The sequence below is a fragment of the Streptomyces sp. NPDC031466 genome, assembly GCF_055581265.1.
Genome location: NZ_JBVIJT010000010.1, coordinates 254869 through 277985 on the forward strand (window position 1 = coordinate 254869; position 23117 = coordinate 277985).

Consider the following 23117-nt stretch of genomic DNA (forward strand, 5'->3'; position numbering starts at 1 on the left):
GCCTCTCGACGCTACCTTCGAGAAGGCAGCGTCGGACTGCCGTGCGCCGAGGAGGGGCCGTGGACAGCGGAGCAGCCGGACAGTCGAAGGGCGAGCAGCGCATAGGGCTGCTGAACGGCTTCGCCGCGTACGGGATGTGGGGCCTCGTGCCTCTCTTCTGGCCGCTGCTCAAGCCCTCCGGGGCCGGCGAGATCCTCGCGCACCGCATGGCGTGGTCCCTCGTGGTGGTGGGCCTCGCGATGCTCTTCGTACGGCGTTGGGGATGGGCCCGCGAGCTCGTCCGCCGACCGCGCAGGCTGGGACTGGTGGTGAGCGCCGCGGCGGTCATCACGCTCAACTGGGGCGTCTACATCTGGGCGGTGAACGCCGGCCACGTCGTCGAGGCCTCGCTCGGCTACTTCATCAACCCGCTGGTCACCATCGCGATGGGTGTCCTGCTGCTCGGCGAGCGGCTGCGGCCCGTGCAGTGGGCCGCTGTCGCCGTCGGGCTCGCGGCGGTTCTCGTACTGGCCTTCGGCTACGGGCAGCCGCCCTGGATCTCGCTCTGCCTCGCCTTCTCCTTCGCGACGTACGGCCTGGTGAAAAAGAAGGTCAACCTGAGCGGCCTGGAGTCGCTCGCCGCCGAGACCGCCGTGCAGTTCCTGCCCGCCGTCGGCTACCTGGTGTGGCTCGGCTCGCGGGGCGACATGACGTTCGGCACGGCGGGCGCGGGGCACGCGGCGCTGCTGGCGGCGACCGGGGTGGTGACCGCCGTTCCCCTGGTCTGCTTCGGGGCGGCGGCGATCCGCGTGCCGCTGTCCACGCTGGGGCTGCTCCAGTACCTCGCGCCCGTCTTCCAGTTCCTGATCGGCATCCTGTACTTCCACGAGGCGATGCCGCCCGAGCGGTGGGCGGGCTTCGCTCTGGTGTGGCTGGCGCTCTCGCTGCTGACGTGGGACGCGCTGCGGACGGCCCGCCGGAACGCGGTCCGTCTGGGCGCCGCCCGGCGGGCCACGCCGGCCACCGAGACGCCCGCGGCCATCACCGCGGAGGCCGACGCCGCGGAGGCCATCACCGCCGGGACCGTCGCTGCGGACATGGAGCGGAAGCCCGCCGTCCGGGACGAGCCGGAGCCGGTGGCCTGACCGTCCGGGTCCCGTTGCCCCCAGGCCTCAGCCCGCCCGGTAACCCGGTTCCCGCCGCCCGTCCACGCCCTGCTCGCGCCCGTCGCCACGCTCGGCCTGCCCCACCCTCACCTGGTGGGGGCGGGCGGCCATGCCGCGGTCGACCGGGGCGGTGTGGCAATGCTCGCGCTCGTGCTCGGGGGGAATCTCGCCGTCCAGGTACTCACTCCTCGTCACGCCAACACGATCCTCCAGGCGGGCGCCCATGGTGACGGACACCGGATCGCCGCGGCGCCCACACCGCCGACTGCGCCCCCGGCAGCGGCCCGCGCGCTCCGCGTCGACCCACCGCCCTCGTCCCGCGTCGGGCGGCACCTGCGCCTCCGGGTGGGTCATCCACGTACGCCCCGACCACGGCGAGGTCCGGCAGTCGACGAGTACGAGCCGAGTTCCACCCCTGGACGCCCTTACTTGCGCATGCATATAGTGCACACGCAAGTAAGTCGCCGCTCGGCCGCTCCCCGGCCACTTCCAGGAGGATTCCCATGACCCGCTCGTTCCTCTTCGTCCTCGGCAGCGGCCGCACCGGCGGCAACACCGAGATCCTGGCCCGCAAGGCCGCCGAGCAGCTGCCCTCGGACGTCGAGCAGCGCTGGATACATCTCTCCGATCACCCGCTGCCCGACTTCGAGGACCTGCGGCACGACGACTCGTTGCCCCGCGCCCGGCCGCGCCCCGAGGGCACGGAGGCCCTGCTCCTGGACGCCACGCTGCACGCCACGGACATCGTGATCGCGTCGCCGCTGTACTGGTACTCGCTCTCGGCCACCGCCAAGCGCTACCTCGACTACTGGGACGCCTGGCTGGAGACGCCGGAGCTCGACTTCAAGGAGTCGCTGCGGGGCCGCACCCTGTGGGGCGTGACGGCGCTCGCGCACTCCCAGGAGGAGGTGGCCGGGCCGCTGATCGACACGCTGAACCACACCGCCGCCTTCTTCCCCATGCGCTTCGGCGGCGTCCTGCTCGGCAACGGCAGCCGACCCGGCAACGTCCTGGCGGACGAGCAGGCACTGCTGCGCGCCAAGACGTTCTTCGCGCGGGAGGCGCCCGTGGCCCGCTACCCGTACGAGGAGACGGCCGGCGGGACAGCCAGCGAGACGGCGGGCGACACGGACAAGGCGGGCGACGCGGTCCTCACGCCATGATGTCCTTCGCGCCGAACCTCGCCCACGCCGCCGAGCCGAAAACAGCCGCGTAGAGCCCCTGGACGCGGAGGTTCTTGATGAGGTCGTCCCAGTAGACGGGCTCCCGCATCAGGTCGGCGAAGGACAGCCAGTAGTGCGAGAAGAAGTACGGGTGCAGGGCGTCCAGCTGCGGGATCTGGTCGAGGATCTGCACCGTGATCAGCAGGCCGACGGTCGTCGCCATCGCGGCGACGCCACTGCTGGTGAGCGTCGAGACGAACAGGCCGAGCGCCGCGAGACCGGTCAGTGACGCGGCGACGACGAGCGCGACGAGCAGGGCCCGCCAGAGCCCCTCGCCGAAGCCCAGCCGGGTGCCGGAGATGGTGGTGACCTCGCCCAGCGGGAAGAGCAGCGCGCCCGTCGCGAGCGCGGACGCGGCCACGACCAGGGTCGCGACCAGGCAGAACGTCAGCGTGGTCGCGTACTTGACGAGCAGCAGGCGGGTGCGGCCCGCGGGCGCGACCAGCAGATAGCGCAGCGTGCCCGCGTTCGCCTCGCCCGCCACGGCGTCGCCCGCGACCACGCCGATCGCCATCGGCAGGAAGAACGGCAGTGTCGCCGCGAGCGCGGTGAAGACCAGGAACAGGCCGTTGTTGGTGATCTGCGCGATGAACGCGGGGCCGCCGCCCTCGCCGCCCCCGCCGACGGTCGAACCGTCGCTCGTCTCGATCTTGACGGCGATGCCGACGACGATCGGCACGGCGGCGAGCACGCCGAGCAGCGCGAGGGTCCGCCAGCGGCGGAAGGTGATCGTCAGCTCGCTGCGGAACAGCCCGAGCGTCCAGCTCGGCCGGGGCTCCGGCACGGGCCCCGTTCCGCCTGCATCTGGAGCGCCCGCCTCCCTTCCGCCTGCCCCGGGGGCGCCCGCCCCCGACCCGCCCGGCTCCGGTACGGCCCCCGTCTCAGCCCGCGACATCGAAGCCCTCCCCCGTCAGCGCCACGAACGCGTCCTCCAGCGAGGCCCGTTCGAGGCCGAAGCCCCGGACGCGGACGCCCGCCGCCACCAGCGCGGCATTCACCTCGGCCAGTTCCACGTCCCGGCCGGCCGCGTCCTGCACCGGCGGCTCGCCCGTCACGCGGTTCTGCGTCACGACGAGATCCGCCACGCCCCGCTCCTTCAGGACCCGGGCCGCCTCGCCCGGGTCCGGTGTCGTCACGACCAGCCTGCCGCGCGCGCCCGCCGCCAGCTCGGCGACCGGGCCCTGGGTGAGCAGGCGGCCCCGGTTCATCACGGCAGCGTGCGTGCAGATCTGCTCGATCTCGTCCAGCAGGTGCGAGGACAGGAAGACGGTCGTGCCCTCCGCCGCCAGTTCCCGCACCAGGGCGCGGATCTCCCGCATGCCCTGCGGGTCGAGGCCGTTCGTCGGCTCGTCCAGGACGAGGAGTCCGCGCGGCCGGAGCAGCGCGGCGGCGAGACCGAGGCGCTGCTTCATGCCCAGCGAGTACGCCTTCGCCTTCTTGCCGGCGGCCGCGGCCAGGCCCACCCGGTCGAGGGCGGCCTCGGCGCGCACCCGGCGGGTGCGGGGGTCGGCCGTCGGGTCGGCGGAGTCGTAGCGCAGGAGGTTGTCGCGGCCCGACAGGAAGCCGTAGAGGGCGGGGCCCTCGATCAGCGCGCCGACGTGCGGGAGCACGGCGCGGGCGGCGCGCGGCATGGGCCTGCCGAGGACCCGGGCGGTGCCCGAGGTCGGCTCGATGAGGCCCATCAGCATGCGGATGGTGGTCGTCTTGCCCGAGCCGTTCGGCCCCAGGAACCCGAAGACGCTGCCCTGCGGGACGGCGAGGTCCAGCCGGTCGACGGCGAGGTGTCCGCCGTACCGCTTGGTGAGCCCCCGCGTCTCGATGACGTGGGGCGATGGTCCGCCGACGAGAGACGGCGTCCCCCCGATCGTGCCCGACACCGCTTCCTCCCGTCGGCCGGCTGTCCCGTCCGGCACGCTTCCGGTCCTGTCCTGGCTGCCCCGTCGGGCACGCTCCTGGCTGTCCCGTCCGGCACGCTTCCGGTCCTGTCCTGGCTGTGCCATCGGGCACGCTTCTGGCAACCCCGTCCGGCACGCTCCCGGCTGCCCCGTCGGCACGTTCCCGGCTGCCCCGTCGGGCACGCGCCTGGCTGTCCCGTCCGGCACACGCCTGGCTGTCCCGTCCGGCACGCGCCTGGCTGTCCCGTCCGGCACGCGCGCGGCAGCGCCCTCGGGCTCGCACGCGGCACGCGGGCCGGGCCGTGCCGGACGTTCCCGCTCGTGCTCATGCTCATGCGGCCCGCTCGTCCGCGTCGCGGTGGTGCGCGGTGCCGGCCCGCGGCGCCGCCGTGCACCACCGCGCCCCACCTCCCGTGGGCCCTGCGCGCTAGTGCGCCGCGTTCGCCGCCTTCACCAGCGCGTCCTTCGTGACCGCGCCCGCGTAGACCGTGCCGTCGTCGGTGACGAGGGCGTTGACCAGGCGGGTCGAGAAGACCGTGCCGGAGCCGAACTCGCCGCTGACCTTGTCGCCCAGCGAGTCCAGCAGCTTCTGCGCGTCCGGCGGGACATCGTCCGAACCGGCCGTCGGCAGCCCCTGGCCGCCGGGCAGCTTCAGCTCGGCGATGAAGCCCCAGCCCTCGCCGATGACCCGCAGATCGTTCAGGTCCTCTTCCTTGAATTCCTTGCCCTTGCCCTTGCCCTCGCCCTTGCCCTTGCCCTCGCCCTTGCCCTCGCCCTTGCCCTTGCCCTTGAAGTCACCGTCCTTGGGCGTGAAGTCACCGCCGCGCGCCCCGCGTTCGTCGGCCTCGGTGACCTTCGCGCCCTTGGGCGGCGTGAAGTCGAACGTGGCCGCGGACGGCTTGCCGAAGTCGACCTTCGTGAAGCCCGCGTCGATCACGGCCGCGCCCCCGGAGGCCGGGGTCAGCGTGAACTTCAGCGGCGTACCCGTCTCCGCGTCCACGGCGACCGTGATCTGCCCGACCGTCGAATCGGACTGCTTCGGCTTGACGACCAGGCGGTACGCGTCGCGGCCCGCGACCTGCGCGGTCCCGTCGACCGTGACGGACGTCGTGCCGTCCACGGCCTTCAGGGCCTGTTCGGCGAGGTCCTTGGGCGTGGCGGGCAACCCCTTCGCCGCGCCCTTCCCGAACTCGGCGCCCTTCCCGGGGCCCTTCCCGGAGCCCGTCTCGCCGCCCTTGGCGTGGTACGCCTCGTTCGAGGCGCTGTCGTAGCCCCACACCTCGTCGCCGTTGTGGATCAGGCTGTACTCGGAGGCGTTCCCGAGGACGGACACCTTCTGCTTGTCGGGGCCATCGGCCGCGACCCGCAGGGTGTGCGTGCCGGACGCCAGCTCCATCAGCTTGCTCCCGGGCTCCGCGGCGGAACCCTCGCCGCCCTCACCGCGGCCCGCGCCGCCGCCTCCGCCCGCGACGCCACCCGCCAGGCCGCCCACCGAGGGCAGCCCCAGATCCGTGCTGATCTTGACGTGGCCGGAAAGCCGCTGGGTGTCCGACGCGGCGATCTTCTCGATGAGTTCCTGAGCGGTGATCTTCGGCAGATCCGGGTCGCCCGAGGTGGCGAGCGCCGGGACGAGCCCGATGGTTGCCGCCGCCACCCCCGCCACCGCGACCGGGACCGCGTAACGGCTCGCCTTGCGGCGCCTCGCGCGCGGTTCCCCGGCTTCTGTGGTGTCCTGTTCCGGTCCGTACGGTGCCATTGTGTGCCCTACCTCCGTGGTCGGCGGCGGCCCTGCCTGTACGTGCGGTACGTGCCGCATGTGCCGGTACGTCCATACATGCGTACGTGCCCTTGTCCACCCCGCGCCGCCATTCTCACCCGAATTGGTCAGGAGTGGTGGTTCTTGCCGAGGTCCATCCGACCAAATCGGCCGCGCAGAAGCGTCAGCCCCCGGGCGCAACTCGTCGTACTGCCACGGGATGACACAGAGCGGCGGCGCCTCCCCCGTCCCGTAGGGGGTGACGCCGCCGGCCGTCGGCAGTGGACCCTCAGCCCGCCCGGTGCACCACGAGGTCGCAGAGCTCGACCAGGGAGATCTTCGCGTCGCACTCCGGCAACGGCGCCAGCGCGGCCCGCGCCTCTTCCGCGTACCGCACGGTGTCCCGGCGGGCCTGTTCCAGGGCCGGGTGGGCGCGCAGCCCCGCGAGCGCCTCGGCGTGCCGGGCGTCGTCGGTGAGGTCGGAGGCGAGCAGTTCGCTCAGGGCGATGTCCTCGGGCAGGCCGAGCCGCGCCACGCGCTCGCGCAGCCGCAGGACCGGCAGCGTGGGGATGCCCTCGCGCAGGTCCGTGCCCGGCGTCTTGCCGGACTCGTGGGAGTCGGAGGCGATGTCGAGCACGTCGTCGGCGAGCTGGAAGGCCACGCCGAGCCGCTCGCCGTACTGGGTGAGGACGTCCACGACGGTCTCGTGCGCGCCGGACATCATCGCGCCGAACCGGCAGGCGACGGCGACCAGCGAACCGGTCTTGCCGCCGAGCACGTCGAGGTAGTGGTCGACCGGGTCGCGGCCCTCGCTGGGGCCGGCCGTCTCCAGGATCTGTCCGGTGACCAGGCGTTCGAAGGCCTCCGCCTGGATGCGGACGGCCTCCGGGCCGAGGTCGGCGAGGATGTAGGAGGCGCGGGCGAAGAGGAAGTCGCCGGTCAGGACGGCCACGGAGTTGCCCCAGCGCTGATTCGCGCTGGCGACCCCGCGGCGCACGTCCGCCTCGTCCATCACGTCGTCGTGGTAGAGCGTCGCGAGGTGCGTGAGCTCGACGACCACGGCGGAGGGCACGATGCCGGGCGCGTCCGGGTCGCCGAACTGGGAGGCGAGCATCACGAGCAGCGGGCGGAAACGCTTTCCGCCGGCCCGGACGAGGTGCTGGGCGGCCTCCGTGATGAAGGGGACCGCGCTCTTGGTGGCCTCCAGGAGGCCCTCCTCGACAGCCGCCAACCCTGCCTGGACATCGGCTTCGAGAGCCTGGTCCCGCACGCTCAGCCCGAAAGGCCCGACGACGGTCACGAGAGGTTCTCCTGTCTGCTGACGATCACATGGCGAACTCGGTCGATCATTGGATCTCGGTCGATGACACGGTTTGTCGATGTGTCGCTGCCATCACTCAAGTCAGCGTATCCGGTCGCCTTTCGATCACAGCGAGCACCTGCCCGCACAAAGCCGACCGGGCGCCCGCCGATCACCACCGGTATGTTCTTGATCAGCCCATACGGCCGAGAAAGCTGTTCTGTGCCGGTTGTCGCATGGGTGAACGGAAACATCCTGTTCCTCCCGTACTACCGCTGAGTACCACCGCTGAGTACGAGTCGTCACCGGCCCGGCATCCCGTCCACCGAGGTTCCCCAGATGACGCACCCGAAGATGACGCGCCCGAAGATCCGGACAGCTTTCCCGTACGAGACGACGCACGAGGACATCCGCGTACCCCTCGCCGACGGGACCAAGCTGTACGCGCGTGTGTGGCGCCCCGTCACCGAGGAGCCCGTGCCGGTGCTCCTCGAATACCTCCCCCACCGCCTCACCGACTGGACGGCGGCGCGCGACGCGCAGCGCCACCCCTGGTACGCGGGCCACGGCTACGCCTCCGTACGCGTCGACGCCCGCGGCCACGGCAACAGCGAGGGCCTGCCCGCGGACGCGTACGCGGGGCGGGATGCGGCCGACGGCGTGGAGGTGGTGAACTGGCTGGCCGCGCGGCCCTGGTCGACCGGCCGTGTCGGCATGTTCGGCATCTCCCGGGACGGCGGTGACTGCCTCCGGGTCGCGGCCCTCGCGCCCGAGCCGCTCAAGGCGGTCGTCACGGTCTGCTCGACGGACGACCGCCATGACAACGGCGTCCACTACATGGGTGGTTCCGTCCTCGCGGTGGGCACGCACGCGTGGTCCGCGACGACGCTCGCCCGCGCCTGCCGTCCGCCGGACCCGCGCTTCGTGGGCGACGCGTGGCGCGCGATGTGGCTGACGCGCCTGGAGGCCGTCGAGCCCCCCGTCCACACCTGGCTGGACCACCAGACCCGCGACGCCTACTGGCGGCACGGCAGCGTCCGCGAGGACTGCTCCTCGATCGGCGCCGCGGTCCTCGCGGTGGGCGGTTGGCACGACCCGTACCGGGACACGGTCCTGCGCCTCGTCGAACACCTGCCCGACGACCAGGTTCGGGGCCTGATCGGCCCGTGGTCGCACCAGTACCCCGACCAGGGCCTGGCGCCGGGTCCGGCGATCGGCTTCCTCCAGGAGACGCTGCGCTGGTGGGACCACCACCTCAAGGGCGTCGACACCGGCGTCATGGCCGAGCCGAAGCTCCGGTCCTGGATCAGCGACTCGCACCCCCCGGCGACGGTCCTCGCCGAACTGCGCGGCGGCTGGGCCGGCGATCCGGCCTGGCCCTCCCCGAACGTCACCCCCGTCTCCTACGCCCTCCGGGGCGCCCCGGTGCTGGTCGCTTCCCCGCAGCACACCGGAGTGGACGCGGGCCGGCACGTCCCGTGCGGCGGCGCCGCCGACCTGCCGCCCGACCAGCGGGACGAGGACGCGAGGTCGGCGTGCTTCGAGTTCGAGGCCCCCTCGGAGGTACGCGTCCTCGGGCGCCCCCGGGTGACGCTGCGGCTGCGGATGGCCGTGCCCTTCGGCCAGGCCGTCGCCCGCCTGTGCGACATCGCGCCCGACGGCTCGTCCACGCTGGTGACGCGTGGCGTGCTGAACCTCTCGGCCCGGCATGGGCGGGACCGCGCGGATGCCTGGCCGCTCGGCGCCACCGAGGACGTAACCTTCGAGCTGACCGGCATCGGCCACGCCTTCCGGGCCGGACATCGCATCCGGCTCGCGGTCTCCTCCGCGTACTGGCCGTGGATCTGGCCGCAGGCCGACACGGCGGGCTTCACGCTGGAGCCGGCCGGCAGCTTCCTGGAGCTCCCGGTGCGCGCGGGCGGCCCGGACCCGACGATCACCTTCGAACCCCCGGAACAGGCGGAGCCGCTCGGCGTGACGCACCCCGCGACACTCGACGAGGAGCGTCCCGAACGCCTGGTCGTACGCGATGTCGCCAAGGGCGAATGGCGCCTGGAGGTCGTCCCGGGCGCCGGCGGCACGCGGGTCCACCCCGACGGCCTGGAGTTCACCGAGGACGCCGTGGAGACGTACACCATCCACGAGAGCGACCCGCTGAGCGCCCGCGCCCGCTCCGACCGGACGATCCGGCTGCACCGCCCCGAACTGGCCTGGGACACCAGGATCGAGACGCACTCGGAGATCACCTGCGACGCCGCGGACTTCCGCACCACGGACGAGGTGATCTGCCGGGACGGCGACGAGGTCGTCTTCCACCGCACCTGGGAGCGGCGGATCCGGCGGACCGCGGGCTGAACCGGCGAACTCCGAGACGCCCGGCCGGACCGCGGGCTGAACCGGCGAACTCCGAGACGCCCGGTCGGACCGCGGTCGATCAGGCCGCGGCCGCCATCCGTTCGAGGACGACGGCGATCCCGTCGGCCTCGTTGGTCAGGGTCAACTCGTCGGCGACCGACTTCAGTTCCGCGTGGGCGTTGGCCATGGCCACGCCGTGCGCCGCCCACAGGAACATGGGGATGTCGTTCGGCATGTCCCCGAAGGCGATGGTGTCGGCGGCCGTCAGTCCCAGCCGTCCGGCGGCCAGCGCGAGCCCCGTCGCCTTGGTCACCCCGCACGGCTGGAGCTCCACGGTCCCCGGACCGGACATCGTCACGGTCGCGAGCGAGCCCACCACGCCGCGCGCCACCGCCGCCAACTCGTCGTCCGCCAGCGTCGGATGGCGCAGCAGCACCTTGCTGATCGGCACCTCCCACAGCACGTCCCGCCCGGTCACCCGCACCGCGGGGAGCGTCGGGTGCGGCATCTCGTACCCCGGCTCGATGAGCGTGAGGCCGTCCACACCGTCCTGGTCGACGGCGGCGAAGACCTGCCCGACCTCCGCCTCGATCTTCCCCAGCGCGACCTCGGCCAACTCGCGGTCGAGCGTCACCGACCAGACCATGCGGTGCGCCCCGGCGTCGTAGAGCTGCGCGCCCTGCCCGCAGACGGCCAGGCCCTCGTACCCGAGGTCGGCGAGGAGCGGCCGTACCCGCGGCGCCGGACGCCCCGTCACCACGAGGTGCCGCGCGCCCCTCTCGTCCGCGGCGGCCAGCGCCCGCCGCGACCGGTCCGAGACCGTGTCGTCGCCGCGCAGCAGCGTCCCGTCCAGGTCGGTGGCGATGAGTGCGTACGCGAGGGGAGCGGCCATGATCCAGAGAATACGGATCCTGAGCCACGCCGGGAGCGCCTTGGCGGGCCCGGAGCGCGAGGGGAGCGGCGGGGACCGGCACGGTTCACCAGAAAATGGAATTTGCTATTCCGCTTCCTACCCGGCCGAGTGTCCGGCCGCTCAGCCGTACGAACGCGCCACGTGCTCCGCCGGCCGCGGCGAGACGAGCCGCGTGCCGCACCCGAAGCGCGCTACCACCCCGCCCGCGCCCCGAAGGGCGCGAAGCCGGAATCGGACACTCCGGCAAGCCCTTTCCGGGCAATACGAACTCTTTGGACACTGCCGCAACCAAGGCCTCCACACGTAACGTGTGGCACACCCTTATGGAAAGCGAGGCAGGTACGCATGTCCGAGCAGACCCCGCTCGACCCGGCCGCCGGTGACTCCACCGGCATCCCCGAGAGCGACTCCTTCGGCCTCCCCGAGAGCGACTCCTTCGGCCTCCCCGGGGGCGACCCCTTCGGCCTGCCCGAGGGCGACCCCTTCGGGCCGCACAACCTTCCCTACGGCGTGTTCTCCCTGGCCGGAGAGCGGGACGACCAGCGCAGGGTCGGCGTGCGGCTCGGCTCACACGTCCTGGACGCGGGCGCCGCGGCCGCCGCGCTCGGCTCGCCCTACGTCTCGCTCCTGGCCCGACCCACGCTGAACCCGCTGCTCGCCGCGGGCCGCACCGCCTGGTCCGACGTGCGCCGCGCCCTGACGGCGTGGGTGACCGTGCCCTCCTACCGGGACTCCGTACGCCCCCTGCTGCACCCCCTCTCCGAGGTGACCCTGCACCTGCCCTTCGAGGTCGCGGACTACGTCGACTTCTACGCGTCCGAGCACCACGCGACGCACCTGGGCAAGATGTTCCGCCCGGACTCGCCGACGCCCCTGACGCCCAACTGGAAGCACCTGCCCATCGGTTACCACGGCCGCTCCGGCACCGTCGTGGTCTCCGGGACGGACGTCGTGCGCCCCTCCGGTCAGCGCAAGGCGCCCGCCGACCCGGCCCCCGCCTTCGGCCCTTCGGTCCGCCTCGACATCGAGGCGGAGGTCGGCTTCGTGGTCGGCGCGCCCTCGGAGCACGGAACGCCCGTGCCCCTCGCCGACTTCCGCGAGCACGTCTTCGGCCTCACCCTCCTCAACGACTGGTCGGCGCGGGACATCCAGGCCTGGGAGTACGTCCCCCTCGGGCCGTTCCTCGGCAAGTCCTTCGCCACCTCGGTCTCGGCCTGGATCACGCCCCTCGACGCGCTGGACGCGGCCCGGGTCGCGCCCCCCGAGCGCACGCACCAGCTCCTGCCCTACCTGGACGACTCCGCCGAGTCGGCGGCCGACGAGCCGGGCGGCTACGACCTGCGCATGACGGTCACGCTCAACGGCCAGGTCATCTCCGAGCCGCCGTTCTCCACCGTGTACTGGACGGCCGCGCAGCAGCTGGCGCACATGACGGTCAACGGCGCCTCGCTGCGCACCGGCGACCTGTACGGCTCGGGCACGGTCAGCGGCCCCTCCGCCGGCCAGTACGGCTCCCTGATCGAGATCACCTGGAACGGCCGCGACCCCATCGAACTCCCCGACGGCAAGCGGACGTTCCTGGAGGACGGCGACGAGGTCACCCTGTCGGCGTGGGCCCCGGGCCCGGACGGCACCAAGGTCGGCCTCGGCGAGGTGACGGGCCGGATCGTGGCGGCCCGCTGAGCCGGCCCGCTGAGCCGGTTCGCTGCATCGGTTCGCTGAGCCGGTTCGCTGAGCGGCAGCGGGCGGGCCGGCCGGCCTGAACGTCTGAGCGGCGCGCGGCGCCGTATACCTCCTCGGGCCCGGTGTCGTGCCGGGCCCGAGGCATGTCCCGCTCCCGGGTGCCGCGCGGTCCGCCTTCGGCCGTCCTCGTCAGGACGCCCAGTCCGGCTCCTCCTCGTCCCCCCAGCCCAGCTCGTCCTCACCGGACCCCGACGGAACGCCACCGTCGGACGCGGCGGTGGCCTGCGCGCCCCCGCCCGGCGCCCCGCCGGAAGCCGCCTCGCCGGAACCCGCCCCGCCGGTGAACTCCGCGACGACCCCGACCACGCCCTCGCCGTACGTCGCCCGCTTCTTCTCGCCCACTCCGCTGATGCCCTCGAGGTCCGCCACGGACGTGGGGCGCAGCGTGGCGATCTCCCGCAGCGTGGCGTCGTGGAAGATCACATACGCGGGGACGCCCTGCTCCTTGGCCTGAGCACCGCGCCAGGCGCGCAGCGCCTCGAAGACCGGCACCGCCTCCTGGGGCAGCTCGGCGACCGCCGCCGCGCCCTTCGCCTTGCGCTCGCCCTTGGCGGCCCGCGCCGCCGGGAGACGCTTCGGCTCCTTGCGCAGCCGCACCTCCCGCTCGCGGGCGAGGACGGAGCCGCTCGTCTCGGTGAGCACCAGCGTGCCGTACTCCCCCTCGACCGCGAGCAGGCCCTGCGCCAGCAACTGCCGCACCACTCCGCGCCATTCGGCCTCCGCCAACTCCTCGCCGATGCCGAAGACGGAGAGCTGGTCGTGGTCGAACTGGATGACCTTCGCGGTCTTCTTGCCGAGCAGGATGTCGATGATCTGACCCGCGCCGAACTTCTGGCCGCGCTCACGCTGGAGGCGCACCACCGCGGAGAGCACCTTCTGCGCCGCGACCGTGCCGTCCCAGGTCTCGGGCGGGGTGAGGCAGGTGTCGCAGTTCCCGCACGACTGCGCCGCCGGTTCCTGGCCGAAGTAGGTGAGGAGCTGGGCGCGCCGGCACTGGGCGGTCTCGCAGAGCGCCAGCATCGAGTCGAGGTGGGAGGCGGCCCGGCGCCGGAACGCCTCGTCGCCCTCGCTGCCCTGGATCATCTTGCGCTGCTGGACGACGTCCTGGAGGCCGTACGCCATCCAGGCCGTCGAGGGCAGGCCGTCGCGGCCCGCGCGACCCGTCTCCTGGTAGTACCCCTCGACCGACTTGGGCAGGTCGAGGTGGGCGACGAAGCGGACGTCCGGCTTGTCGATGCCCATGCCGAAGGCGATGGTGGCGCAGACCACGAGGCCTTCCTCGCGCAGGAAGCGGGACTGGTGCGCCGCGCGGGTGCCGCCGTCGAGGCCCGCGTGGTACGGGACCGCCTCGATGCCGTTCCGGCACAGGAACTCGGCGGTCTTCTCGACCGAGTTCCGCGAGAGGCAGTAGACGATGCCCGCGTCGCCCGCGTGCTCCTCCTTCAGGAAGGACAGGAGCTGCTTCTTCGGCTCGGCCTTGGGCACGATGCGGTACTGGATGTTGGGCCGGTCGAAGCTCGCCACGAAGTGCTTGGCGTCCGGCATGCCGAGCCGCTCGGTGATCTCCCGGTGCGTGGCGTGCGTGGCCGTCGCCGTGAGGGCGATGCGCGGCACGTCCGGCCAGCGCTGCCCGAGCACGGAGAGCGCCAGATAGTCGGGGCGGAAGTCGTGCCCCCACTGGGCGACGCAGTGCGCCTCGTCGATGGCGAAGACCGAGATCTTGCCGCGGGACAGCAGGTCCAGCGTGGCGTCCAGGCGCAGCCGCTCCGGGGCGAGATAGAGCACGTCCAGCTCCCCCGCGAGGAACTCGGCCTCCCGCACGCGCCGCTCGTCGAAGTCCTGCGTGGAGTTGATGAACCCGGCCCGCACACCGGCCGCCCGCAGGGCGTCCACCTGGTCCTGCATGAGCGCGATGAGCGGCGAGACCACCACACCTGTACCCGGCCTGACCAGGGCGGGGATCTGATAACAGAGGGACTTTCCGCCGCCGGTGGGCATGAGGACGACGGCGTCACCACCGGCCACGACATGGTCGATGATCGCTTCCTGCTCGCCGCGGAAGGCGTCATAGCCGAAGACGCGCTGGAGCATGCGCAGGGCATCGCTCTGCGCCACCGCGCCCGCCGTGCCGGTCACCGTGTCGGTCGCCATACCCGGCGTCGATGCCGACGCCGTCACCTCGCTCATGCCGCTGGTCCCATCCATCGCCCTGTCCCCCGCCGTACGTCCTGCCTCGTCCACTGCCTCGACCACTGCCTCCACGATAGGGCCCCGCACCCACAGGCCGAAAAGTTATCCACAGGCCGCCGCCCGGCATCCCCAGGTCGGGACGCCGGGCGGCGACATGTGTGCGAACAGGAGCGGCTACCGGACGAAGACCCCCGCCTGGCCCGCGAGGTCCAGGAAGTACTGCGGGGCCACGCCGAGGACCAGCGTCACCGCGACGCCGACAGCGATCGCCGTCATCGTCAGCGGGGAGGGCACGGCGACCGTGGGGCCGTCCGCCTTCGGCTCGCTGAAGAACATGAGCACGATCACACGGATGTAGAAGAACGCGGCGATCGCCGACGACAGCACGCCGACCACGACCAGCGCGCCCGCGCCGCCCTCCGCCGCCGCCTTGAACACCGCGAACTTCCCCGTGAACCCGGAGGTCAGCGGAATGCCGGCGAAGGCGAGCAGGAACACCGCGAAGACCGCCGCGACCAGCGGTGACCTGCGCCCGAGCCCCGCCCACTTGGACAGGTGCGTGGCCTCGCCCCCGGCGTCGCGCACCAGCGTGACCACGGCGAAGGCGCCGATCGTCACGAAGGAGTAGGCCGCCAGATAGAAGAGGACCGAGGAGACACCCTCCGGGGTGGTGGCGATGACACCGGCGAGGATGAAGCCGGCGTGCGCGATGGACGAGTACGCCAGCAGCCGCTTGATGTCGGTCTGGGTGATCGCCACGATCGCGCCGCCCAGCATCGTGATGACCGCGATGCCCATCATGACCGGCCGCCAGTCCCAGCGCAGGCCGGGCAGGACCACGTACAGCAGCCGCAGGAGCGCGCCGAACGCGGCCACCTTCGTCGCCGCCGCCATGAAGCCGGTGACCGGCGTAGGGGCGCCCTGGTACACGTCGGGGGTCCACATGTGGAACGGCACGGCGCCGACCTTGAAGAGCAGCCCCATCACCACCATCGCGACGCCGATCAGCAGCAGCGCGTCATTGCCCATGGTCTCGGCGAGCGCCGGGTCCAGGGTCTTCACGTTGCCCTCGACGACGTCGGCGACCGTCGCGTACGACACGGAGCCCGCGTACCCGTACAGCAGCGCGATGCCGAAGAGGGTGAACGCGGAGGCGAAGGCGCCGAGCAGGAAGTACTTGACGGCGGCCTCCTGCGACATGAGGCGCTTGCGGCGGGCGAGCGCGCACAGCAGGTACAGCGGCAGGGAGAAGACCTCCAGCGCGATGAAGAGCGTCAGGAGGTCGTTGGCCGCCGGGAAGACCAGCATGCCGCCGATGGCGAACAGCGCCAACGGGAACACCTCGGTGGTGGTGAAACCGGCCTTGGTGGCGGCCTGTTCGCCCTCACTGCCCGGCACGGCTCCGGCCTGCGCGGCGAAGGAGTCGACGCGGTTGCCGTGGGCCACCGGGTCGAGCCGCCGCTCGGCGAAGGTGAAGACGGCGACGAGCCCGGCGAGCAGGATCGTGCCCTGGAGGAAGAGCGCGGGCCCGTCGACCGCGATCGCGCCCATGGCCGCGATCTGTGCCTTCGTCGTGCCGAAGCCGCGGGCCGCGAGGCCGACCACCGCGGCGAAGGCGGCGGTGAGCGCGACGACGGAGACGAACAGCTGGGCGTAGTAGCGGGCCTTGCGCGGGACGAAGGCTTCGATGAGCACTCCGAGGACGGCCGCGCCGATGACGATCAACGTCGGCGACAGTTGTCCATACTCGATCTTCGGCGCGTCGATCTTGTCGATCGGATCGGCGGCCATTGTCCACAGGCTGTGGACGGCTGATGCGCTCACTTGGCCGCCTCCACCTCGGGCTCGGGGTCCTTCTTCTGGACGTCGGACATGGTGTGCTCGACCGCCGGGTTCACCAGGTCGGTGAGCGGCTTCGGATAGACGCCGAGGCCGATCAGGAGCGCGATCAGCGGCGCGACGACGACCAGTTCACGCACCCGCAGGTCGGGCATGGCCGAGACCTCGGGCTTCACGGGTCCTGTCATCGTCCGCTGGTAGAGGACGAGGGTGTATAGCGCCGCGAGCACGATGCCGAGGGTCGCGACGACCCCGGCCACCGGATAGCGCGCGAACGCCCCGACGAGCACCAGGAACTCACTGACGAACGGCGCGAGCCCCGGCAGCGAGAGCGTGGCCAGACCGCCGACCAGGAAGGTGCCCGCGAGCACCGGGGCGACTTTCTGCACCCCTCCGTAGTCGGCGATCAGGCGCGAGCCGCGCCGCGAGATGAGGAAGCCGGCCACCAGCATCAGCGCGGCGGTCGAGATGCCGTGGTTGACCATGTACAGCGTCGCGCCGGACTGCCCCTGCGAGGTCATCGCGAAGATGCCGAGGATGATGAACCCGAAGTGCGAGATCGACGCGTATGCCACCAGGCGCTTGATGTCGCGCTGGCCGACCGCGAGCAGCGCGCCGTAGATGATGCTGATCAGGGCCAGTACGAGGATGACCGGCGTCGCCCACTTGCTCGCCTCGGGGAAGAGGCCGAGGCAGAACCGCAGCATCGCGAACGTGCCGACCTTGTCGACCACGGCGGTGATCAGTACCGCGACCGGGGCCGTGGCCTCCCCCATCGCGTTCGGCAGCCAGGTGTGCAGCGGCCACAGCGGCGCCTTCACCGCGAAGGCGAAGAAGAAGCCGAGGAAGAGCCACCGTTCGGTGTTGGTCGCCATGTCCAGCGTGCCGTTGGCGCGGGCCTCGGCGATCTCCTGGAGCGAGAAGTTCCCGGCGACCACGTAGAGCCCGATGACGGCGGCCAGCATGATGAGGCCGCCGACGAGGTTGTAGAGCAGGAACTTCACGGCCGCGTAGCTGCGCTGCGCCGAGGCGTTCTCGTCGCTGCCCGCGTGGGCGCGGTCTCCGAAGCCGCCGATGAGGAAGTACATCGGGATGAGCATGGCTTCGAAGAAGATGTAGAAGAGGAAGACGTCGGTGGCCTCGAAGGAGATGATCACCATCGCCTCGACGGCCAGGATCAGGGCGAAGAAGCCCTGCGTCGGCCGCCACCGGGAGGAGGCGGTCTCCAGGGGATCGGCGTCGTGCCAGCCCGCCAGGACGATGAACGGGATCAGCAGCGCGGTGAGCCCGATGAGCGCGACGCCGATGCCGTCGACCCCCAGCTCGTACCGCACCCCGAAGTCCGCGATCCAGGAGCGGGACTCGGTGAGTTGATAGCGGTCGCCGTCCGGGTCGAACCGCACCAGGACGGTCACCGCCAGCGCCAGCGTGGCGAGTGAGACGAGCAGCGCGAGCCACTTGGCGGCGGTCCGCCGGGCGGCCGGGACGGCCGCCGTGACGATCGCGCCGACCGCGGGCAGGGCCGCCGTCGCTGTCAGCAGGGGAAAAGACATCGGTATCAGACCGCCCTCATCAGCAGGGTCGCGGCGATGAGCACCGCAGCGCCGCCGAACATCGAGACCGCGTAGGAGCGGGCGTAGCCGTTCTGCAGGGTGCGCAGCCGCCCGGAGAGGCCGCCCATGGAGGCCGCCGTGCCGTTGACGACGCCGTCGACCAGGCTGTGGTCGACGTAGACCAGGGACCGCGTGAGGTGCTCGCCGCCGCGCACCAGGACGACGTGGTTGAAGTCGTCCTGGAGGAGGTCGCGGCGGGCGGCCCGGGTGAGCAGCGAGCCGCGCGGGGCGGTGACCGGGACCGGCCGGCGCCCGTACTGGACGTAGGCCATGGCGACGCCGATGACGAGGACCACCATGGTGGCGCCCGTGACCGTGGCGGCGCTCAGCGGCGAGTCGCCGTGGTCGTGGTGGGTGACCGGCTCCAGCCAGTGCAGGAAGCGGTCCCCGATGCTGAAGAAGCCGCCCGCGAACACCGATCCGAAGGCGAGCACGACCATCGGGATCGTCATGGACTTCGGAGATTCGTGGGGGTGCGGCTCCTCGTGCGCCCCGCGGTGCTCCGCGGCGGGCTCCACGTCCGGCTGGTCCGGGGAGGCGGTGGGGCGGTCGCGCCAGCGCTCCGCTCCGAAGAACGTCATGATCATCACGCGCGTCATGTAGTACGCGGTGATGGCCGCGCCCAGGAGGGCCACCGAGCCGAGGATCCAGCCCTGCGTGCCGCCCTTGGCGAACGCCGCCTCGATGATCTTGTCCTTGGAGAAGAAGCCGGACAGACCGGGGAAGCCGATGATCGCCAGATAGCCGAGTCCGAAGGTGACGAAGGTGACCGGCATGTACTTCCTGAGGCCGCCGTACTTGCGCATGTCGACCTCGTCGTTCATGCCGTGCATGACCGAGCCGGCCCCGAGGAAGAGCCCGGCCTTGAAGAAGCCGTGCGTCACCAGGTGCATGATCGCGAAGACGTAGCCGACGGGGCCGAGGCCGGCGGCCAGGATCATGTAGCCGATCTGGGACATCGTCGAACCGGCGAGGGCCTTCTTGATGTCGTCCTTCGCGCAACCGACGATCGCACCGAACAGGAGCGTGACCGCTCCGACGACCGTGACGGCCAGCTGGGCGTCCGGCGCGGCGTTGAAGATCTCCCCGGAGCGGACGATCAGGTAGACACCGGCGGTCACCATGGTCGCGGCGTGGATCAGGGCCGAGACCGGGGTCGGGCCCTCCATCGCGTCGCCCAGCCAGGACTGCAACGGCACCTGGGCCGACTTGCCGCACGCGGCGAGCAGCAGCATCAGGCCGATGGCGGTGAGCTTGCCCTCGCCGGTCTCACCGGTGGCCTCCAGGACGGGCCCGAAGGCGAACGTCCCGAAGGTGGTGAACATCAGCATGATCGCGATCGACAGGCCCATGTCGCCGACCCGGTTGACCAGGAAGGCCTTCTTCGCGGCGGTGGCCGCGCTGGGCTTGTGCTGCCAGAACCCGATCAGGAGGTACGAGGCGAGGCCGACGCCCTCCCAGCCGACGTACAGGAGAAGGTAGTTGTCGGCGAGGACGAGCAGGAGCATCGCCGCGAGGAAGAGGTTCAGGTAGCCGAAGAAGCGGCGGCGCCGCTCGTCGTGCTCCATGTACCCGATGGAGTAGACGTGGATCAGGGTGCCGACTCCGGAGATCAGCAGGACGAACGTCATCGACAGCTGGTCCAGCTGGAAGGCGACGTCCGCCTGGAAGCCCTCGACGGGGATCCAGCTGAACAGGTGCTGCGACAGGGCGCGCTCCTCGGCGCCCTTGCCCAGCATGTCCGTGAAGAGCACGGCGGCGACGGCGAAGGAGGCGGCGGCCAGCAGCGTGCCGAGCCAGTGGCCCACACGGTCCAACGCCCGTCCGCCGCACAGCAGTACGGCCGCTCCGAGCAGCGGCGCCGCGACGAGCAGCGCGATCAGGTTCTCCACTTTCAGCCCCTCACAGCTTCATCAGGCTGGCGTCGTCGACCGAGGCCGAGTGGCGGGAACGGAACAGCGACACGATGATCGCGAGCCCGACGACGACCTCCGCGGCGGCGACGACCATCGTGAAGAACGCGATGATCTGGCCGTCGAGGTTGCCGTGCATCCGGGAGAAGGCCACGAACGCGAGGTTGCAGGCGTTGAGCATCAGCTCGACGCACATGAACACCACGATCGCGTTGCGCCTGATGAGCACGCCGGTCGCGCCGATCGAGAACAACAGCGCGGCCAGATAGAGGTAGTTGACCGGGTTCACTTCGACGCCTCCTCGGTCCGCCCGATGTCGGTGCCACGCAGGTCGGGCCGCTCCAGACGGTCCGCGGAGCGCTGCTCCAGCGCCCGCAGGTCCTCCAGTGCCTTGCTCGACACGTCACGGATCTGGCCGCGCTCGCGCAGCGTCCTGTTGACCGTCAGCTCCGACGGGGTGCCGTCGGGCAGCAGGCCCGCGATGTCCACGGCGTTGTGCCGCGCGTACACACCGGGGGCGGGCAGCGGCGGCAGGTGCTTGCCCGCGCGCACCCGCTCCTCGGCCCGCTCGCGCTGGGTCTTGGCACGCTCCGTGCGCTCGCGGTGGGTCAGCACCATCGCGCCGACCGTGGCGGTGATGAGCAGGGCGCCGGTGATCTCGAAGGCGAAGACGTACTTGGTGAAGATGAGCCTCGCGAGGCCCTCCACGTTGCCGCCGGAGTTCGCCTTGCCGAGGCCGTTGAACTCGCTCACCGAGGCGTTCCCGATGCCCGCGAAGAGCAGCACCGCGAAGCCGAGGCCACAGAGCAGGGCCAGCCAGCGCTGGCCTTTGATGGTCTCCTTCAGGGAGTCGGCGGCGGTGACGCCGACCAGCATGACCACGAAGAGGAAGAGCATCATGATCGCGCCGGTGTAGACGACGATCTGGACGATGCCGAGGAAGTACGCGCCGTTGGCGAGGTAGAACACCGCAAGGATGATCATGGTCCCGGCGAGGCAGAGCGCGCTGTGCACGGCCTTCCTCATCAGGATCGTGCACAGGGCGCCGATGACGGCGACCGTGCCGAGGACCCAGAACTGGAAGGCCTCGCCGGTGGAGGTCGAGTAGGCGGCGAGCTGCGTCATCGGCCGGCCACCTTCCCGGACGCCGGTCCGCCGGCCGACTTCCCGGAGACGGGTCCGCCGGCCACCTTCTCCGAGGCCGGTTCGCCGGCCCCGAAGTCGGAGGCCGCCTCCTGGGGCGCCTCGCCCTTGGAGAACGCCACTTGGGGCACCGTCCCCGGGGCGGCCTCGGTGACCAGGCCTCGGTAGTAGTCCTGCTCGTCCATGCCGGGGAAGATCGAGTGCGGGCTCTCGACCATGCCCTCCTCCAGCCCGGCGAGCAGCTGCTCCTTGGTGTAGATGAGGCTTTCGCGGCTGCTGTCGGCCAGCTCGAACTCGTTCGTCATCGTCAGCGCGCGCGTGGGGCAGGCTTCGATGCACAGGCCGCACAGGATGCAGCGGGCGTAGTTGATCTGGTAGACGCGGCCGTACCGCTCACCCGGGGAGTACCGCTCCTCCTCGGTGTTGTCCGCGCCCTCCACATAGATGGCGTCCGCGGGACAGGCCCAGGCGCAGAGCTCACAGCCGACGCACTTCTCCAGGCCGTCCGGATGGCGGTTCAGCTGGTGCCTGCCGTGGAAGCGGGGAGCGGTGGTCTTCTGCTGCTCCGGATACTGCTCGGTCAGCCGCTTCTTGAACATGGCCTTGAAGGTCACGCCGAAGCCCGCCACAGGGTTCTGGAACCCCTGCTTCGATTGGTTCGACTCATGGGGTGACTCCGGCGATGCCGGCGATTCGTTGTGCGACTCAGCCATCGGACGCCTCCTTTCCGTCACTTCGGGTTCCGCCACTGGCGTCACCGCGGGTGTCACTGTGAGTATCCGGCCCGCCACTGACAATCAGCTCCCGCTCCTGGCGCGAGCGGCGGCGCGGGACGGGCGGGAGGGTCTGCCCGGGCAGCGGCGGCACGGGGAATCCGCCCGCCATCGGGTCGAAGGCGACCGGTTCCTCCTCGACCTCCGCCGCCTTCTCCCGCTTGTCACGGAAGATGTCGACGACCACGGAGAGCAACAGGAGCGCGATGACCCCGCCCCCCACGTACAGCGCGATCGAGGTGAAGTCGTAGTTCTCGTTCCGCAGCGCCCTGACCGTGGCGACGAGCATCAGCCACAGGACCGAGACCGGGATGAGGACCTTCCAGCCGAGCTTCATCAGCTGGTCGTAGCGCACGCGGGGCAGCGTGCCGCGCAGCCAGATGAAGAAGAACAGCAGCAGCTGGACCTTGACGACGAACCAGAGCATCGGCCACCAGCCGTGGTTCGCGCCCTCCCAGAAGGTGCTGATCGGATACGGGGCCCGCCAGCCGCCCAGGAAGAGCGTGACCGAGACCGCCGAGACGGTGACCATGTTGACGTACTCGGCGAGCATGAAGAGCGCGAACTTGATGGAGGAGTACTCGGTGTTGAAGCCACCCACGAGGTCGCCCTCGGACTCCGGCATGTCGAACGGCGCGCGGTTGGTCTCACCGATCATCGTCACGATGTAGATGAGGAACGACACCGGCAGCAGCAGGACGTACCAGCGGTCGGTCTGCGCCTCCACGATCGCCGAGGTCGACATCGACCCGGAGTAGAGGAAGACGGAGGCGAACGCGGCACCCATCGCGATCTCGTACGAGATCATCTGCGCGCAGGAGCGCAGGCCGCCGAGGAGCGGATAGGTGGAGCCGGAACTCCACCCCGCGAGCACGATGCCGTAGATGCCGACGGAGGCGACCGCGAGGATGTAGAGCATCGCGATCGGCAGGTCGGTGAGCTGCATGGTGGTGCGCTGACCGAAGATCGAGACCTCGTTGCCGGCGGGGCCGAACGGGATCACGGCGATCGCCATGAAGGCCGGGATCGCCGCGACGACCGGGGCGAGGACGTAGACCACCTTGTCCGCCCGCTTGACGATCACGTCTTCCTTCAGCATCAGCTTGATGCCGTCGGCGAGGGACTGGAGCATGCCCCACGGGCCGTGCCGGTTGGGGCCGATGCGCAGCTGCATCCACGCGACGACCTTGCGCTCCCACACGATGGAGAAGAGGACCGTCACCATCAGGAACGCGAAGCAGAAGACCGCCTTCAGGGCGATCAGCCACCAAGGGTCGCGGCCGAACATGGACAGGTCTTCCGCCGCAAGCGGCACC

The 23117-nt window shown here is 71.3% G+C and carries 19 protein-coding genes; 4 read left to right on the plus strand and 15 right to left on the minus strand.

The features are described 5' to 3' along the window. Positions 1 to 134 precede the first annotated feature (134 nt). The gene (gene rarD / locus ACZ5GP_RS25780) at positions 135 to 1124 is read left to right on the plus strand and encodes an EamA family transporter RarD (RefSeq protein ID WP_468753170.1); all 990 of its coding nucleotides are present in this window, start codon (positions 135 to 137) and stop codon (positions 1122 to 1124) included. Between the two features lie 27 nt (positions 1125 to 1151). Here rarD and ACZ5GP_RS25785 read toward each other — a convergent pair whose 3' ends face one another. Further along, a complete protein-coding gene (locus ACZ5GP_RS25785; protein WP_468753053.1) occupies positions 1152 to 1340 on the minus strand; it encodes a hypothetical protein in 189 nt (62 codons plus the stop codon). Positions 1341 to 1648: 308 nt separating this feature from the next. Here ACZ5GP_RS25785 and ACZ5GP_RS25790 point away from each other — a divergent pair, with 308 nt between their 5' ends. Then, positions 1649 to 2308 carry a flavodoxin family protein gene (locus ACZ5GP_RS25790; protein WP_468753054.1) on the plus strand — a complete coding sequence of 220 codons (660 nt, stop codon included), beginning with the start codon at positions 1649 to 1651 and terminating at the stop codon, positions 2306 to 2308. Here the strand turns inward: ACZ5GP_RS25790 and ACZ5GP_RS25795 are convergent. From ACZ5GP_RS25795 to ACZ5GP_RS25815, 5 genes are all read right to left on the minus strand, one after another. Continuing rightward, positions 2298 to 3263, minus strand: coding sequence for an ABC transporter permease (locus tag ACZ5GP_RS25795; RefSeq protein WP_468753055.1), 966 nt, complete (start codon positions 3261 to 3263; stop codon positions 2298 to 2300). The two genes, ACZ5GP_RS25790 and ACZ5GP_RS25795, sit on opposite strands and share 11 nt — an antisense overlap. Next, complete coding sequence (locus ACZ5GP_RS25800) at positions 3250 to 4245, minus strand: ABC transporter ATP-binding protein (protein WP_468753171.1); 996 nt, start codon at positions 4243 to 4245, stop codon at positions 3250 to 3252. Before ACZ5GP_RS25800 ends, ACZ5GP_RS25795 begins: the two co-directional genes overlap by 14 nt. Before the next feature lie 445 nt (positions 4246 to 4690). Next, positions 4691 to 6019, minus strand: a complete 1329-nt coding sequence (locus ACZ5GP_RS25805) for a LolA family protein (RefSeq protein WP_468753056.1) — start codon at positions 6017 to 6019, stop codon at positions 4691 to 4693. Between the two features lie 289 nt (positions 6020 to 6308). Continuing rightward, complete coding sequence (locus ACZ5GP_RS25810) at positions 6309 to 7319, minus strand: polyprenyl synthetase family protein (protein ID WP_468753057.1); 1011 nt, start codon at positions 7317 to 7319, stop codon at positions 6309 to 6311. Next, positions 7316 to 7573, minus strand: coding sequence for a hypothetical protein (locus tag ACZ5GP_RS25815; protein WP_358698209.1), 258 nt, complete (start codon positions 7571 to 7573; stop codon positions 7316 to 7318). Before ACZ5GP_RS25815 ends, ACZ5GP_RS25810 begins: the two co-directional genes overlap by 4 nt. Before the next feature lie 85 nt (positions 7574 to 7658). Between ACZ5GP_RS25815 and ACZ5GP_RS25820 the strand changes: the two genes are divergently transcribed. Beyond that, a complete protein-coding gene (locus ACZ5GP_RS25820) occupies positions 7659 to 9674 on the plus strand; it encodes a CocE/NonD family hydrolase (protein WP_468753058.1) in 2016 nt (671 codons plus the stop codon). Between the two features lie 79 nt (positions 9675 to 9753). On the opposite strand, the gene ACZ5GP_RS25825 is transcribed toward ACZ5GP_RS25820, so the two are convergent. Then, complete coding sequence (locus ACZ5GP_RS25825; RefSeq protein ID WP_468753059.1) at positions 9754 to 10566, minus strand: HAD family hydrolase; 813 nt, start codon at positions 10564 to 10566, stop codon at positions 9754 to 9756. 366 nt (positions 10567 to 10932) lie between these two features. Here ACZ5GP_RS25825 and fahA point away from each other — a divergent pair, with 366 nt between their 5' ends. After that, positions 10933 to 12270 carry a fumarylacetoacetase gene (gene fahA / locus ACZ5GP_RS25830; protein ID WP_468753060.1) on the plus strand — a complete coding sequence of 446 codons (1338 nt, stop codon included), beginning with the start codon at positions 10933 to 10935 and terminating at the stop codon, positions 12268 to 12270. Positions 12271 to 12459: 189 nt separating this feature from the next. Here fahA and recQ read toward each other — a convergent pair whose 3' ends face one another. The 8 genes from recQ to nuoH form a co-directional block, all read right to left on the minus strand. After that, positions 12460 to 14481, minus strand: a complete 2022-nt coding sequence (recQ, locus tag ACZ5GP_RS25835; RefSeq protein ID WP_468753172.1) for a DNA helicase RecQ — start codon at positions 14479 to 14481, stop codon at positions 12460 to 12462. Positions 14482 to 14694: 213 nt separating this feature from the next. After that, entirely contained in the window at positions 14695 to 16344 is a 1650-nt protein-coding gene (gene nuoN / locus ACZ5GP_RS25840) for an NADH-quinone oxidoreductase subunit NuoN (protein WP_468753061.1), read from the minus strand. Beyond that, complete coding sequence (locus ACZ5GP_RS25845; protein WP_468753062.1) at positions 16341 to 17912, minus strand: NADH-quinone oxidoreductase subunit M; 1572 nt, start codon at positions 17910 to 17912, stop codon at positions 16341 to 16343. Before ACZ5GP_RS25845 ends, nuoN begins: the two co-directional genes overlap by 4 nt. A 5-nt stretch (positions 17913 to 17917) precedes the next feature. After that, complete coding sequence (gene nuoL, locus ACZ5GP_RS25850) at positions 17918 to 19864, minus strand: NADH-quinone oxidoreductase subunit L (protein WP_468753063.1); 1947 nt, start codon at positions 19862 to 19864, stop codon at positions 17918 to 17920. A gap of 10 nt (positions 19865 to 19874) precedes the next feature. Continuing rightward, positions 19875 to 20174 (minus strand): NADH-quinone oxidoreductase subunit NuoK, encoded by a 300-nt coding sequence (nuoK, locus tag ACZ5GP_RS25855; RefSeq protein ID WP_468753064.1) that lies wholly within the window; start codon positions 20172 to 20174, stop codon positions 19875 to 19877. After that, positions 20171 to 21010 (minus strand): NADH-quinone oxidoreductase subunit J, encoded by an 840-nt coding sequence (locus ACZ5GP_RS25860; protein WP_468753065.1) that lies wholly within the window; start codon positions 21008 to 21010, stop codon positions 20171 to 20173. The genes nuoK and ACZ5GP_RS25860 overlap by 4 nt, the downstream gene beginning before the upstream one ends. After that, positions 21007 to 21741: an NADH-quinone oxidoreductase subunit NuoI gene (nuoI, locus tag ACZ5GP_RS25865; RefSeq protein WP_468753066.1), complete on the minus strand. Its 735-nt coding sequence runs from the start codon at positions 21739 to 21741 to the stop codon at positions 21007 to 21009. Before nuoI ends, ACZ5GP_RS25860 begins: the two co-directional genes overlap by 4 nt. Then, on the minus strand, positions 21734 to 23089 hold the full coding sequence (nuoH, locus tag ACZ5GP_RS25870) for an NADH-quinone oxidoreductase subunit NuoH (RefSeq protein ID WP_468753173.1): 1356 nt from the start codon (positions 23087 to 23089) through the stop codon (positions 21734 to 21736). Before nuoH ends, nuoI begins: the two co-directional genes overlap by 8 nt. Positions 23090 to 23117: the final 28 nt, after the last annotated feature.

Bases quoted from the DNA above. Each gene is read 5' to 3' on its own strand.
- rarD (WP_468753170.1), top strand. From the start codon at position 135: ATGTGGGGCCTCGTGCCTCTCTTCTGGCCGCTGCTCAAGCCCTCCGGG.
- ACZ5GP_RS25790 (WP_468753054.1), top strand. From the start codon at position 1,649: ATGACCCGCTCGTTCCTCTTCGTCCTCGGCAGCGGCCGCACCGGCGGC.
- ACZ5GP_RS25795 (WP_468753055.1), bottom strand. From the start codon at position 3,263: ATGTCGCGGGCTGAGACGGGGGCCGTACCGGAGCCGGGCGGGTCGGGG.
- ACZ5GP_RS25805 (WP_468753056.1), bottom strand. From the start codon at position 6,019: ATGGCACCGTACGGACCGGAACAGGACACCACAGAAGCCGGGGAACCG.
- ACZ5GP_RS25815 (WP_358698209.1), bottom strand. From the start codon at position 7,573: ATGTTTCCGTTCACCCATGCGACAACCGGCACAGAACAGCTTTCTCGG.
- ACZ5GP_RS25820 (WP_468753058.1), top strand. From the start codon at position 7,659: ATGACGCACCCGAAGATGACGCGCCCGAAGATCCGGACAGCTTTCCCG.
- ACZ5GP_RS25825 (WP_468753059.1), bottom strand. From the start codon at position 10,566: ATGGCCGCTCCCCTCGCGTACGCACTCATCGCCACCGACCTGGACGGG.
- fahA (WP_468753060.1), top strand. From the start codon at position 10,933: ATGTCCGAGCAGACCCCGCTCGACCCGGCCGCCGGTGACTCCACCGGC.
- recQ (WP_468753172.1), bottom strand. From the start codon at position 14,481: ATGGCGACCGACACGGTGACCGGCACGGCGGGCGCGGTGGCGCAGAGC.
- ACZ5GP_RS25845 (WP_468753062.1), bottom strand. From the start codon at position 17,912: ATGTCTTTTCCCCTGCTGACAGCGACGGCGGCCCTGCCCGCGGTCGGC.
- ACZ5GP_RS25860 (WP_468753065.1), bottom strand. From the start codon at position 21,010: ATGACGCAGCTCGCCGCCTACTCGACCTCCACCGGCGAGGCCTTCCAG.
- nuoI (WP_468753066.1), bottom strand. From the start codon at position 21,741: ATGGCTGAGTCGCACAACGAATCGCCGGCATCGCCGGAGTCACCCCAT.
- nuoH (WP_468753173.1), bottom strand. From the start codon at position 23,089: ATGTTCGGCCGCGACCCTTGGTGGCTGATCGCCCTGAAGGCGGTCTTC.